12 protein-coding genes are annotated in these 13,019 nt (G+C 61.5%); 9 read left to right on the top strand and 3 right to left on the bottom strand.

Annotated elements, in window-relative coordinates:
- Positions 1 to 45 precede the first annotated feature (45 nt).
- Positions 46 to 960, bottom strand: coding sequence for a DUF808 domain-containing protein (locus tag AAIS01_RS19755; protein WP_343470346.1), 915 nt, complete (start codon positions 958 to 960; stop codon positions 46 to 48).
- Between the two features lie 131 nt (positions 961 to 1,091).
- On the opposite strand from AAIS01_RS19755, the gene AAIS01_RS19750 reads away from it, so the two are divergent.
- Positions 1,092 to 1,700: a TetR/AcrR family transcriptional regulator gene (locus AAIS01_RS19750; protein WP_343470345.1), complete on the top strand. Its 609-nt coding sequence runs from the start codon at positions 1,092 to 1,094 to the stop codon at positions 1,698 to 1,700.
- 108 nt (positions 1,701 to 1,808) lie between these two features.
- On the opposite strand, the gene AAIS01_RS19745 is transcribed toward AAIS01_RS19750, so the two are convergent.
- A complete protein-coding gene (locus AAIS01_RS19745) occupies positions 1,809 to 2,273 on the bottom strand; it encodes an REP-associated tyrosine transposase (RefSeq protein WP_343470344.1) in 465 nt (154 codons plus the stop codon).
- Between the two features lie 191 nt (positions 2,274 to 2,464).
- Positions 2,465 to 2,902 carry a GlcG/HbpS family heme-binding protein gene (locus AAIS01_RS19740; protein ID WP_343470343.1) on the bottom strand — a complete coding sequence of 146 codons (438 nt, stop codon included), beginning with the start codon at positions 2,900 to 2,902 and terminating at the stop codon, positions 2,465 to 2,467.
- A 266-nt stretch (positions 2,903 to 3,168) separates the two neighbouring features.
- Here AAIS01_RS19740 and gcl point away from each other — a divergent pair, with 266 nt between their 5' ends.
- From gcl to AAIS01_RS19700, 8 genes are all read left to right on the top strand, one after another.
- Positions 3,169 to 4,944: a glyoxylate carboligase gene (gene gcl, locus AAIS01_RS19735; protein WP_343470341.1), complete on the top strand. Its 1,776-nt coding sequence runs from the start codon at positions 3,169 to 3,171 to the stop codon at positions 4,942 to 4,944.
- Positions 4,945 to 5,069: 125 nt separating this feature from the next.
- Positions 5,070 to 5,852 (top strand): hydroxypyruvate isomerase, encoded by a 783-nt coding sequence (gene hyi / locus AAIS01_RS19730; RefSeq protein WP_092400196.1) that lies wholly within the window; start codon positions 5,070 to 5,072, stop codon positions 5,850 to 5,852.
- Positions 5,853 to 6,016: 164 nt separating this feature from the next.
- The gene (locus tag AAIS01_RS19725; RefSeq protein WP_343470340.1) at positions 6,017 to 6,907 is read left to right on the top strand and encodes a 2-hydroxy-3-oxopropionate reductase; all 891 of its coding nucleotides are present in this window, start codon (positions 6,017 to 6,019) and stop codon (positions 6,905 to 6,907) included.
- A gap of 151 nt (positions 6,908 to 7,058) precedes the next feature.
- Positions 7,059 to 8,339, top strand: coding sequence for a glycerate kinase type-2 family protein (locus tag AAIS01_RS19720; RefSeq protein ID WP_343470339.1), 1,281 nt, complete (start codon positions 7,059 to 7,061; stop codon positions 8,337 to 8,339).
- On the top strand, positions 8,329 to 9,744 hold the full coding sequence (gene pyk, locus AAIS01_RS19715) for a pyruvate kinase (RefSeq protein ID WP_343470338.1): 1,416 nt from the start codon (positions 8,329 to 8,331) through the stop codon (positions 9,742 to 9,744). Before AAIS01_RS19720 ends, pyk begins: the two co-directional genes overlap by 11 nt.
- A gap of 147 nt (positions 9,745 to 9,891) precedes the next feature.
- Positions 9,892 to 10,806 (top strand): urea transporter, encoded by a 915-nt coding sequence (locus AAIS01_RS19710; protein WP_343470337.1) that lies wholly within the window; start codon positions 9,892 to 9,894, stop codon positions 10,804 to 10,806.
- Between the two features lie 21 nt (positions 10,807 to 10,827).
- Entirely contained in the window at positions 10,828 to 11,649 is an 822-nt protein-coding gene (locus tag AAIS01_RS19705; protein ID WP_343470336.1) for an ion transporter, read from the top strand.
- Positions 11,650 to 11,791: 142 nt separating this feature from the next.
- Entirely contained in the window at positions 11,792 to 12,997 is a 1,206-nt protein-coding gene (locus tag AAIS01_RS19700) for an MFS transporter (RefSeq protein WP_343470335.1), read from the top strand.
- Positions 12,998 to 13,019 lie beyond the last annotated feature (22 nt).

The raw sequence follows: 13,019 nt of genomic DNA, 5'->3' as shown, positions 1-13,019 counted from the left end.
CTTCGCGAGCAAGCCCGCTCCCACAGTTGTTTTGTATTGTCAGATTCAGCCTTTCAGCGCTTTCCAGACCTTGCCAACCACCATCACACCCGCCAACACCAAGGCCCCCGCGACAATCCCCGCCACCGCATTAAGCAGCAACGGCACAATGAACCCGGCGCCCCCGGCACTGGCCGTCACACCTTCGATCCAGTGATGCACCACCGGCACGCCATGGGTCAGGATGCCGCCGCCCACCAGGAACATCGCCGCCGTGCCGATCACCGACAGGCCTTTCATCATGTAGGGCGCGGCGCGCAGGATGGCGCCACCGATGCGCTTGGCGAGTTGCCCCGGCTTCTGCGTCAGCCACAACCCCAGGTCATCGAGCTTGACGATGCCGGCTACCAGACCATAGACGCCGACGGTCATGACGATGGCGATGCCCGACAGCACGATCACTTGTTGGGTCAGCGGTGCATCCGCAACAGTGCCAAGGGTGATGGCGATGATTTCCGCCGAGAGGATGAAATCGGTGCGTATGGCGCCTTTGATCTTGTCCTTCTCAAAGGCCACCAGATCGACCGCCGGGTTGGCAACGGCCTCGACCAATTGCGCATGCTCGGCCTGGTCTTGCGCCTTGCTGTGAAGGAACTTGTGGGCGAGTTTCTCGAACCCTTCGAAACACAGGTAGGCGCCCCCCACCATCAGCAATGGCGTGACCAGCCAAGGTACGAAAGCGCTGATGGCCAACGCCGACGGCACCAGGATCAGTTTATTGATGAACGATCCCTTGGCCACCGCCCAGACCACCGGTATTTCCCGCTCGGCACGCACGCCTGAGACCTGCTGGGCATTGAGCGCCAGGTCATCGCCGAGCACGCCGGCGGTTTTCTTGGCGGCCATTTTGGTCATCAAAGCAACATCGTCGAGCACCGTGGCGATATCGTCGATCAGTAACAACAAACTGCTTCCGGCCATGGAAGAACTCCTTGAACAATAATGCTGCGCAGCATAGCGCGCCCGACGTCGCCTCGGGGCATTCTTGAGCGCTTCGCGAGGCCGGTGCTACCATGCGCCACCGCCAGAACAGGCAAGGAACCCCTGGGTTTATGAGCACTATCCGCGAGCGCAACAAAGAACTGATCCTGCGTGCCGCCAGCGAAGAATTTGCCGACAAGGGCTTCGCGGCGACCAAAACCAGCGATATCGCGGCCAAGGCGGGCCTGCCCAAACCCAATGTCTACTACTATTTCAAATCCAAGGAAAACCTCTACCGCGAGGTCCTGGAAAGTATCATCGAGCCCATCCTCCAGGCCTCGACCCCGTTCAACGCCGACGGCGTGCCTAGCGAAGTGCTGAGCCACTATATCCGCTCCAAGATCCGCATCTCCCGCGACCTGCCTTTCGCCTCAAAAGTGTTCGCCAGCGAAATCATGCACGGCGCCCCGCACCTGAGCGCCGACCTGGTGGAACAGCTCAACGCCCAGGCCCGGCACAACATCGACTGCATCCAGACCTGGATCGACCGAGGCCAAATCGCCCCCATCGACCCCAACCACCTGATGTTCAGCATCTGGGCGGCCACCCAGACCTACGCCGACTTCGACTGGCAAATCTCCGCAGTGACCGGCAAGGCGAAGCTGGACGAAGCGGATTATGAGGCCGCGGCGCAAACGATTATTCGGTTGGTGTTGAAGGGGTGTGAGGTGGATCGCTAGGCTTGGGACCGCATCGCCGCCATCGCGAGCAGGATAGCTCCTTGGATATCCGTTGTTAGTCACCAGCCCCCTGTGGGAGCGAGCTTGCTCGCGATGAAGGCCGCTCGGTTATGGATCCACCAAGATCGCATCCCACAACGGGTAATCACCCAGTCGCTTCACCAGACCTGCGCGCAACGGGTTGGCAACAACATACCGAGCCAGTTTTACCAAGTCTTCATCCCGCCGCAATGCTCGATCATGGTATCCCTGCTGCCACAGGCTACCGCTGCGCCCGGCAGATAAGTTCACTGCCCGAGCACTCAAGGACTTAGTTTTCTGCATCAGTTCATTCAGCGAGCTCTCCTGCAATTCGATCAACCAATGGAAATGATCGGGCATAACAACCCAGGCCAATGACTTGGCCCACCTTTGATCCTGGGCATACCGCAGTTGGTCAACAACCAATCTACCTAAGGCAAAACTCTCGAAAACAGGCTCGCGGTCAGCGGTGTTAGTGGTCAGCAGATATATTCGATTCAACTCACCATAGCGGTCGATGCGTAAACGATGGGAGGCGGGTAAATCAGACATCCATGGTCTCTCCAATGATCAGGTCATAAAAGGCTAGGCCACGAAATGTCTGAGCGAGCGGAAGACTTTTTAGCAGTATGTGTCTGGTAGATCGCCATCGCGAGCAAGCTCGCTCCCACAGGGGGGTTGTGTGTTCAGCACATTCCCATTGCGGGCTTGCTCGCGAAAGCGGCAGTCGCGTCACCGCAGCATCAAGCCACCCCCGCATCCGCCTTCAACCCCACCCCCTCCACAGCCCTGATCGCCACTTGCTCATCAATGTCCGAGGTGTCGCCACTGATGCCGATGGCACCCAGCACCCGCCCATCCTCACCTTTGATTAACACCCCGCCCGGTGCCGGCACGACGTTGCCCTGACCCAGGCCGTTCAACGCGGCGAAAAAGGCCGGGCGTTGGTGGGCGTCCTGGGCGAGCAGGCGCGAGCCCTTGCCCAGGGCGATGGCACCCCAGGCCTTGCCGATAGCGATCTGAGGACGAAGCAGGCTGGCGCCGTCTTCGCGCTGCAAGGCAATCAGGTGGCCGCCGCTGTCCAGAACCGCAACGGTCAACGGCGCAGCGCTGATTTCACGGCCTGCGGCAAGGGCTTGCCCCGTCAGGTTGATGGCGGCTTTCAAGGTTAAAGCGCTCATGAGTGCTGTCCTCTTTTTGTGGTGGGAAGCGTTTCAGGTAATGCCCTCGGCAAAACCGAACGCAAACAATAGAACACAATGATTGTATTTTTTGTATACAATAAATCCATAAAAGCATCCTAAGCGACGAAAAGCCGCAGCATCTTCGGCCTTCCGACGAATGAAACAGGTGCTTGAGGAAATGGATTGACCTGCGCCGTCCGCCGTGAATACACTCTGCGCAAAGCCACTTGTATACAATTACAAAACGTAAGAGGCACAAAACCATGAGCAAAATGAGAGCAATCGAAGCCGCCGTTCTGGTGATGCGCCGTGAAGGCGTAGACACCGCCTTCGGCATCCCGGGTGCAGCGATCAACCCGCTGTACTCTGCCCTGCAAAAGGTGGGTGGCATCGATCATGTCCTCGCTCGCCACGTTGAAGGCGCCTCCCACATGGCCGAGGGCTACACCCGCACCAAGGCCGGCAACATTGGCGTGTGCATCGGCACCTCGGGCCCGGCGGGGACCGACATGGTGACGGGGCTCTACAGCGCTTCGGCCGACTCGATCCCGATCCTGTGCATCACCGGCCAAGCGCCCCGCGCCCGCCTGCACAAGGAAGATTTCCAAGCGGTGGATATCACCAGCATCGTCAAGCCGGTGACCAAGTGGGCCACCACCGTCCTGGAGCCGGGTCAGGTGCCGTACGCGTTCCAGAAGGCTTTCTATGAAATGCGTTCCGGCCGGCCGGGCCCGGTGCTGATCGACTTGCCGTTCGACGTGCAGATGGCCGAGATCGAGTTCGACATCGACGCCTACCAACCGCTGCCGCTGGCCAAACCCGCCGCCAATCGCGTGCAGATCGAAAAGGCCCTGGCCATGCTCGATCAGGCTGAGCGCCCATTGCTGGTGGCCGGCGGCGGCATCATCAACGCCGATGCCAGCGAGCTGCTGGTGGAATTCGCTGAACTGACCGGTATCCCGGTGATTCCCACACTCATGGGCTGGGGCACGATTCCAGACGATCACCCATTGATGGTCGGCATGGTCGGCCTGCAAACCTCCCACCGTTATGGCAATGCGACGCTGCTCAAATCGGACGTGGTACTGGGCATTGGCAACCGCTGGGCTAACCGCCACACCGGTTCGGTGGATGTCTACACCGAAGGGCGCACCTTCATTCATGTGGACATCGAACCGACCCAGATCGGCCGCGTGTTCACCCCGGACCTGGGCATCGTTTCCGACGCTGCCTCGGCACTGACAGCGTTCATCGAAGTCGCCCGCGAATGGCAAGCGGCCGGCAAACTGAAAAACCGCAGCGCCTGGTTGCAGGACTGCCAGCAGCGCAAGGCCAGCCTGCAGCGCAAGACGCACTTCGACAACGTGCCGGTCAAACCCCAGCGTGTGTACGAAGAAATGAACCAGGTGTTCGGCAAGGACACTTGCTACGTCAGCACCATTGGGTTGTCACAAATCGCCGGGGCGCAGTTCCTGCACGTCTACAAACCGCGCCACTGGATCAACTGCGGCCAGGCCGGCCCGTTGGGCTGGACCATCCCGGCGGCGCTGGGGGTGGTCAAGGCCGACCCGAGCCGCAAGGTCGTGGCGTTGTCGGGGGACTATGACTTCCAGTTCATGATCGAAGAGCTGGCGGTGGGGGCGCAGTTCAAGCTGCCGTACATCCACGTGGTGGTGAACAACTCCTACCTGGGGTTGATCCGCCAGGCCCAGCGCGGGTTCGACATGGACTACTGCGTACAACTGTCCTTCGACAACCTCAACGCGCCGGAACTCAACGGGTATGGCGTGGACCACGTCGCCGTGGCCGAGGGCCTGGGTTGCAAGGCGCTGCGGGTTTTCGAACCGTCCGGCATCCAGCCGGCATTGCGCAAAGCCCAGGCGTTGATCGAGGAATTCAAGGTGCCGGTGATCGTCGAGATCATCCTGGAACGGGTGACCAACATTTCCATGGGTACCGAGATCAACGCCGTCAACGAATTCGAAGACCTGGCGCTGGTGGGTAACGATGCGCCGACCGCCATTTCGTTGCTCGACTGAGTACCTGTGGGAGCGGGCTTGCTCGCGAAGACGGCTTCAAATCCAACAACGATGTTGGCTGACACAGTGCTTTCGCGAGCAAGCCCGCTCCCACAGGGATCTACAAACATTTACAGGAGACCACCATGCCGCGTTTCGCAGCCAACCTGTCCATGCTGTTCACCGAGCAGGATTTCCTCGCCCGTTTCGAAGCAGCCGCCAAGGCCGGTTTCACGGGTGTCGAATACCTGTTCCCGTATGACTACAGCAGCGCCGAGCTCAAGGCGCTGCTCCAGGCCAATGGCCTGACCCAAGTGTTGTTCAACTTGCCGGCCGGCGACTGGGCCAAGGGCGAGCGCGGCATTGCCTGCCTGCCGGACCGGGTTGAAGAGTTCCGCTCGGGCGTTGACCTGGCAATCGCTTATGCCCAGGTGCTGGGCAACACCCAGGTCAACTGCCTGGCCGGGATTTGTCCGCAGAACTGCGACAAAGCCCTGGTGGAAAAAACCTTTGTCGCCAACCTGAAATACGCAGCCGAGAAGCTGCAAGCCAAAGGCATCAAGCTGGTGATGGAAGCCATCAACACCCGCGACATTCCCGGCTTCTACTTGAACAACACCGCCCAAGCCTTGTCGATCCGCGAGCAAGTCGGCAGCGCCAACCTGTTCCTGCAATACGACATCTACCACATGCAAATCATGGAAGGCGACCTGGCCCGGACCCTCTCGGCGCACCTGGATCAGATCAACCATGTGCAACTGGCGGACAACCCGGGACGCAACGAGCCGGGAACTGGCGAGATCAACTACCGCTTCCTGTTCGAACACCTGGACCGCATCGGTTACCAAGGCTGGGTCGGCTGCGAATACAAGCCGCTGACCAGCACCGAAGCGGGCCTTGGCTGGCTGAAAAGCCATAACGCGGTTTGACCCGATACGGCCTTTGTGGCGAGGGAGCTTGCTCCCGCTCGGCTGCGAAGCAGACGCATGATTTTTTCACCCAACATGGATTTCTGGGGCCGCTTCGCGACCCAGCGGGAGCAAGCTCCCTCGCCACAGAGACCCGGGACATCTAAATAAGAGAGGATTTTCTCATGGCTAAAATCGGATTCATCGGCACCGGCATCATGGGTCTGCCCATGGCATTGAACCTGCAAAAGGCCGGGCACAGCCTGTTTCTGAGCCAGCACCACGACCCGGCCCCCGCCGATCTGCTGGCCGGTGGCGCGGTGGCGCTGGCCAACCCGAAAGAAGTCGCCCAGGAAGCCGAGTTCATCATCGTCATGGTCCCGGACACCCCGCAGGTCGATGACGTGCTGTTTCGCGCCGATGGCGTGGCGGCGGGCGTGGGCGCGGGCAAGGTTGTCATCGACATGAGCTCGATCTCCCCTACCGCCACCAAGGCCTTCGCGGCCAAGATCAATGAAAAAGGCGCGCAGTACCTGGATGCCCCCGTGTCCGGTGGTGAAGTCGGCGCCAAGGCTGCCACGCTGAGCATCATGGTCGGCGGCGACAGCGCCGCTTTCGAGCGCGCCCTGCCGCTGTTCCAGGCCATGGGCAAGAACATCACCCTGGTGGGTGGCAATGGCGACGGCCAGACCGCAAAAGTGGCGAACCAGATCATCGTCGCGCTGAACATCCAGGCGGTGGCCGAAGCCCTGCTGTTCGCGTCGAAAAACGGCGCCGATCCGGCCAAGGTTCGCGAAGCGCTGATGGGTGGTTTTGCCTCCTCGAAGATTCTGGAAGTACATGGCGAGCGGATGATCAAAGGCACCTTCGATCCGGGCTTCCGCATCAGCCTGCACCAGAAGGATCTGAACCTGGCCCTGCAAGGCGCCAAGGAGCTGAACATCAACCTGCCCAACACCGCCAACGCCCAGCAAGTGTTCAGCACCTGCGCGGCCATCGGCGGCAGCCACTGGGATCACTCGGCGCTGATCAAGGGCCTGGAGCACATGGCGAATTTCTCCATCCGCGATAACTGACACGCCCAATCCCCTGTGGGAGCGAGCTTGCTCGCGAAAGCAATCGACCTGTCATTGAAGTATTGACTGACCCACCGCTTTCGCGAGCAAGCCCGCTCCCACAAAAGGGATCGCGTTGTCTTTCAAATAACAAGAATTCCGGGAGCCCGCCATGTCGGTCGATCCGCAACATTTGCTCCGCGAGCTGTTTGCCACAGCCATCGACGCCGCCCATCCGCAGCATGTCCTTGAACAGTATCTGCCCAGCGACCGCAGCGGCCGAGTGATCGTCATCGGCGCCGGCAAGGCCGCCGCCGCCATGGCGCAGGTGGTCGAGCGCTGCTGGCAGGGCGAAGTCACCGGTTTGGTGGTGACCCGCTACGGCCATGGCGCGCCCTGCCAGAAGATCGAAGTGGTGGAAGCCGCGCACCCGGTGCCTGATGCAGCGGGCCTGGCGGTGGCGCAACGGGTGCTGGAGCTGGTCAGCCACCTTAACGAAGACGACCGGGTGATTTTCCTGCTGTCCGGCGGTGGCTCGGCGCTGCTGGCGCTACCGGCCGCTGGCATCACCCTGGCCGACAAGCAATCGATCAACAAGGCGTTGCTCAAGTCCGGCGCCACCATCGGCGAGATGAATTGCGTACGCAAACATCTTTCGGCGATCAAGGGCGGGAGACTGGGCAAGGCTTGCTGGCCGGCGACGGTCTACACCTACGCGATTTCCGATGTGCCCGGCGACCTCGCCACGGTCATCGCCTCCGGCCCCACCGTGGCCGACCCCAGCACATCGGCCGAAGCCTTGGCGATCCTCAAGCGCTACAACATTGAAGTACCGACCTCGGTGCGCAACTGGTTGCAAAGCCCGGAATCGGAAACCGTCAAACCCGGCGACCCGAGCCTGGCCCGCAGCCACTTCCAATTGATCGCCCGCCCCCAACAATCACTGGAAGCGGCGGCGGTGAAAGCCCGCCAAGCCGGTTTCAGCCCGTTGATCCTCGGCGACCTGGAAGGCGAATCCCGGGAAGTGGCCAAAGTCCACGCCGGTATCGCCCGGCAAATCGCCCTGCACGGTCAGCCCCTGGCGGCGCCCTGCGTGATCCTCTCCGGCGGCGAAACCACGGTCACCGTGCGCGGCAATGGCCGGGGCGGACGCAACGCAGAGTTCCTGCTCAGCCTGACCGACAGCCTCAAGGGTCATCCCGGCATCTACGCCCTGGCCGGCGACACGGACGGCATCGACGGTTCCGAAGACAACGCTGGCGCCATCATGACCCCGGACAGCTATCGCCGTGCCGTCGAACTGGGCCTGAGCGCCAGCGACGAGTTGGACAACAACAACGGCTACGGCTACTTCGCCGCGCTGGAGGCGTTGATCGTCACCGAACCGACGCGTACCAACGTCAACGACTTTCGCGCCATTCTGATTCTTGAGAACCCCAAACATGACGCCTGATAAAAAGGTCAAGATCCTCGCGACCCTTGGCCCCGCTACCCGTGGGATCGATGACATCCGTGAATTGGTGCAGGCCGGTGTGAATATTTTTCGCCTGAACTTCAGCCACGGCGAGCATGCCGACCACGCCCAGCGCTACCAGTGGATTCGTGAGGTCGAGCAGCAGCTCAACTACCCACTGGGCATTCTGATGGACTTGCAGGGCCCGAAACTGCGCGTGGGCACCTTCGCCGACGGCAAAGTGCTGCTGCGACGCGGCCAGGCCCTGCGCCTGGATCTGGACGCCACGCCCGGCGATGAACAGCGGGTCAACCTGCCCCACCCACAGATCATCGCTGCCCTGGAGCCCGGCATGGACCTGCTGCTGGACGACGGCAAGCTGCGCCTGCGTGTGACCGCCAAGCACGCCGATGCCATCGACACCCAAGTGCTCAACGGCGGCGAACTGTCAGACCGCAAAGGCGTGAATGTGCCCCAGGCCGTGCTCGACATGAGTCCGCTGACCACCAAGGATCGTCGCGACTTGAGCTTTGGCCTGGCGTTGGGCGTGGACTGGGTGGCGCTGTCGTTCGTGCAGCGCCCCGAGGACATTCGCGAGGCGCGTGCGTTGATTGGCGACAAGGCATTTTTGATGGCCAAGATCGAGAAACCGTCGGCGGTGACCCGGCTTCGGGAGATCGCCGAACTGAGCGACGCGATTATGGTTGCCCGGGGTGACCTGGGTGTCGAAGTGCCGGCCGAAAGCGTGCCGCAGATCCAGAAGAACATCATCGGCACCTGCCGCGCCCTCGGTAAACCGGTGGTGGTGGCCACGCAGATGCTCGAATCCATGCGTTTTTCTCCCGCGCCCACCCGGGCCGAAGTCACCGACGTGGCCAACGCCGTGGCTGAAGGCGCCGATGCGGTGATGCTGTCGGCGGAAACCGCTTCCGGCGATTACCCCCTCGAAGCCGTGCAGATGATGAGCAAGATCATCCGCCAGGTGGAGAACGGCCCGGACTATCAGGCGCAATTGGATGTCAGCCGGCCGAAGGCCGAAGCCACAGCGTCGGACGCCATCAGTTGCGCAATCCGGCGTATCAGCAATGTGCTGCCAGTGGCGGTGCTGGTGAACTACAGCGAATCGGGCAGTTCCAGCCTGCGGGCGGCGCGGGAGCGGCCAACGGTGCCGATCCTCAACCTCACGCCCAACCTGCAGGCGGCCCGCCGTCTGACGGTGGCCTGGGGCGTGCATTCGGTGGTCAACGATCGGCTGCGCCAGGTGGACGAAGTGTGCTCCACCGCCCTGGAAATCGCCCAGGCCCAGGGCATGGCCCAGCGCGGCGATACCCTGCTGATCACCGCCGGCGTGCCGTTCGGGCAGCCGGGGTCCACCAATTCGTTGCGCATCGAGACGTTGATTTAGCGCCTGCACTGGCCCCTTCGCGAGCAAGCCCGCTCCCACATTTGATCTGTGTTGCCACAAATTTACGGTTCATACACAGATTCATTGTGGGAGCGGGCTTGCTCGCGAAGAGGGCGACCCGGTTTATCAGAAAAACATCTCTACCTTATGCCCAACCACTCTTTTGACACCCACTGCCCCGACTGGGCCACCGCCCTGCTCAACGGCTTCAGCCAGATTTTCCTCCAACGGCATCCGCTGTGTGGCCTGTTGTGCCTGCTGGCGATTCTCTGCACCGCACCCGCTTTGTTGGGTGGCGCGTTGCTGGGTGGGGTGGCCGGGTTGCTCACCGCCCAGCGACGCGGTTATGCCAAGGTTGACCGACAGGCTGGGCTGTTCAGCTACAACGGTATCCTGCTGGGCTTGCTATTGAGCCTCGCGTTACCTTGGTCAGCCGTGTTGCCGCCCTTGATTATTGCCAGCGGCGGCCTCGGCGCGATGTTGACTCAGCAGTGGCTCAAGCGCAGCCGTGGCCCTCAGTGCCTGCCCGCCTACACCGCGCCCTTCGTGGCACTGGCCTGGTTGCTGCTGAGTTTTGCCCCGGCACAGCCATCGCCCATTTCGATTGAAATGACGGTGGCCAACCTTATGGCCGCTTACTGGAGGGGACTGGGCCAAGTCATGCTTCTCGACCAGCCATTGGCCGGCGCGCTGATCGCTGTGGGCTTGTTGATTGCCAACCCACGCGCCGCCGGGTGGGCGCTGCTGGGTTGCGCCGCAGGCTTGGCATTCTCCCTGCTGCATCACGACACGACCCAAGCCCTGTCGGGGCTCGGCGGCTATAACCCGGCCCTGGTGGCGCTGGCTCTCAGCCAACAACGCCGCCAGCGATGGTTGCCGCTGGCGGGTATTGTGCTGGCGGTCATGCTCACACCGGGCTTTCTCGCCCTGGGTCTGGCGCCGCTGACTGCGCCCTTCATCCTGGCCTGCTGGCTGGTTCATGCCACGGCCCGGATGTGGCAACCTGCCAGTCTCGACACTGCGCCTTGCGCTTTGCGGGACAATCACCCTAGGCTTCGCTGACTATTGGTTCAGGCGAAAGTTATGGATAGCAACAACTGGCGTGAACGCCTCTACGTGATCATTTTCCAGACCGACACCGTGGCCGGCCGGCGCTTCGACAGCACCCTGCTGTTGATCATCCTCGCCAGCCTGGTGATCGTGATGCTCGACAGCATCGACAGCGTGCACCAGAACTACGCGTCCCTGCTGGCCGCCATCGAGTGGGGGTTCACCTTCATCTTCATCGTCGAATACGGCCTGCGCCTGTACTGCTCGCCCAAGCCCCTGCGCTACGCGTTCAGCTTCTACGGCCTGGTGGACTTGCTGGCGATCGTGCCCGGGATCCTGGCGCTGTACTACAGCGACGCCCAGTATCTGTTGATCGTTCGCATCATTCGCATGCTGCGGATTTTCCGCGTGCTCAAGCTCAGCCCTTACCTCAAGCAAGCCAACTACCTGATGGCGGCGTTGCGGGGGAGCAAGCAGAAAATCATCGTATTCCTGGTCAGCGTATCGACCCTGGTGACCGTGTTCGGCACCTTGATGTACGTCATCGAAGGCCCCCAAAACGGTTTCACCAGCATTCCCAAGGGCATCTATTGGGCCATCGTGACGCTGACAACCGTGGGGTTTGGCGACATCGTGCCCAAGACGCCATTGGGCCAGGTGGTTTCGTCCCTGGTGATGATCACCGGTTACTCGATCATCGCCGTGCCGACGGGTATTTTCACCGCAGAACTGGCCACGGCCATGCGCGGTGACCAGCTCAAGCATGATTGTCCGGTCTGCAGTAAAAACAACCACGATCATGGCGCTGCTTTCTGCTCCCGTTGCGGCAATGCGCTGTTCAAGAAACTGGAATAGAAGGCATTTTCAATGTTAACAGCCCCTTGAGACGGCCTCATCATCAATGGCAAGCATGTCCGATATCAGCCACAGAGCCTGTTCCAGAGCCTGCTAAGTCTTTAGCCTCACGCCACTCTTCCCATTCACTGACGAGATTGCCATGAGTGCCCACTCACCCACCGTATCCGCCAGCACCAGCCTGACCCGCGGCATGGTTCTGCTGTTTGCCTTTTGCTGCGGCGCCATCGTTGCCAATCTTTACTACGCCCAGCCCATCATCGAACTGATCGCGCCCGATGTCGGCCTGAGCAGCACCATGGCCAGCCTGATCGTCTCGCTGACCCAGATCGGTTATGCCCTGGGCCTGTTTTTCCTGGTGCCGCTGGGGGACCTGCTGGAAAACCGTCGCCTGATGATCATCACCACCGTCGTGGCGATTGCCAGCCTGTTGGCGGCGGCGTTCACCGACCAGCCCAACGTGTTCCTGCTGGTTTCGCTGCTGGTGGGGTTCAGTTCGGTATCGGTGCAAGTCCTGATCCCGCTGGCGGCGCACTTGGCCCCGGAGGAGTCCAGAGGGCGGGTGGTGGGCGGGATCATGGGCGGCCTGCTGCTGGGGATCCTGCTGGCGCGGCCAGTCTCAAGCGTGGTGGCCGATCACTTCGGCTGGCGGGCGATGTTCATGATCGCCGCGGCCTTGATGGCGGCGATCAGCATCGTGCTGGCATTGACCGTGCCCAAGCGCCAACCCGATCACAGCGCCTCTTATGGCCAACTGCTGGGCTCGCTCGGCACCCTGTTGCGCCAGCAGCCGCTGTTACGGCAACGGGCGTTTTACCAGGCCTGTATGTTCGCCACCTTCAGCCTGTTCTGGACCGCCGTGCCGCTGGAGCTGTCGCGCAATCATGGCCTGTCGCAAACTGAAATCGCCCTGTTCGCCCTGGTCGGTGCCATTGGTGCAATTGCCGCGCCCATCGCCGGGCGCCTGGCGGATGCCGGCCATACCCGCATGGCTTCGCTGCTGGCAATGTTGTTGGCCAGCCTGAGTTTTCTGCCAGCGTTCATCCATCCGCTCTACAGCGTCATTGGCCTGGCGGTGACCGGTGTGGTGCTGGATTTCTGTGTGCAGATGAACATGGTCCTGGGCCAGCGAACCATCTATGCCCTGGATGCCAAAAGCCGCAGCCGTCTCAATGCGCTGTACATGACCAGCATTTTCGTCGGCGGCGCCTTCGGTTCATCGATTGCCAGCGCGGTATATGAGCACGGCGGCTGGTTGTGGGTGGTGATCGTCGGCAGTGCCTTCCCGCTGATGGCCTTGCTGGGTTTCCTGAAGGCCTCGAAAAAACACGCGTTGGCGGCGGCCTGATACCGTCGCGGCAGGGTCGCAA

Source organism: Pseudomonas halotolerans, from assembly GCF_039581215.1.
Lineage (GTDB): Bacteria > Pseudomonadota > Gammaproteobacteria > Pseudomonadales > Pseudomonadaceae > Aquipseudomonas > Aquipseudomonas tehranensis.
Note: the sequence above shows the minus strand (reverse complement) of the source record. Positions and strands in the feature narration are given on the sequence as shown.

Excerpts from the sequence above, each read along its gene's own strand:
- AAIS01_RS19755 (WP_343470346.1), bottom strand. The coding sequence starts at position 960 with ATGGCCGGAAGCAGTTTGTTGTTACTGATCGACGATATCGCCACGGTG.
- AAIS01_RS19750 (WP_343470345.1), top strand. The coding sequence starts at position 1,092 with ATGAGCACTATCCGCGAGCGCAACAAAGAACTGATCCTGCGTGCCGCC.
- pyk (WP_343470338.1), top strand. The coding sequence starts at position 8,329 with ATGACGCCTGATAAAAAGGTCAAGATCCTCGCGACCCTTGGCCCCGCT.
- AAIS01_RS19705 (WP_343470336.1), top strand. The coding sequence starts at position 10,828 with ATGGATAGCAACAACTGGCGTGAACGCCTCTACGTGATCATTTTCCAG.
- gcl (WP_343470341.1), top strand. The coding sequence starts at position 3,169 with ATGAGCAAAATGAGAGCAATCGAAGCCGCCGTTCTGGTGATGCGCCGT.
- AAIS01_RS19745 (WP_343470344.1), bottom strand. The coding sequence starts at position 2,273 with ATGTCTGATTTACCCGCCTCCCATCGTTTACGCATCGACCGCTATGGT.
- hyi (WP_092400196.1), top strand. The coding sequence starts at position 5,070 with ATGCCGCGTTTCGCAGCCAACCTGTCCATGCTGTTCACCGAGCAGGAT.
- AAIS01_RS19710 (WP_343470337.1), top strand. The coding sequence starts at position 9,892 with ATGCCCAACCACTCTTTTGACACCCACTGCCCCGACTGGGCCACCGCC.
- AAIS01_RS19725 (WP_343470340.1), top strand. The coding sequence starts at position 6,017 with ATGGCTAAAATCGGATTCATCGGCACCGGCATCATGGGTCTGCCCATG.
- AAIS01_RS19720 (WP_343470339.1), top strand. The coding sequence starts at position 7,059 with ATGTCGGTCGATCCGCAACATTTGCTCCGCGAGCTGTTTGCCACAGCC.
- AAIS01_RS19700 (WP_343470335.1), top strand. The coding sequence starts at position 11,792 with ATGAGTGCCCACTCACCCACCGTATCCGCCAGCACCAGCCTGACCCGC.
- AAIS01_RS19740 (WP_343470343.1), bottom strand. The coding sequence starts at position 2,902 with ATGAGCGCTTTAACCTTGAAAGCCGCCATCAACCTGACGGGGCAAGCC.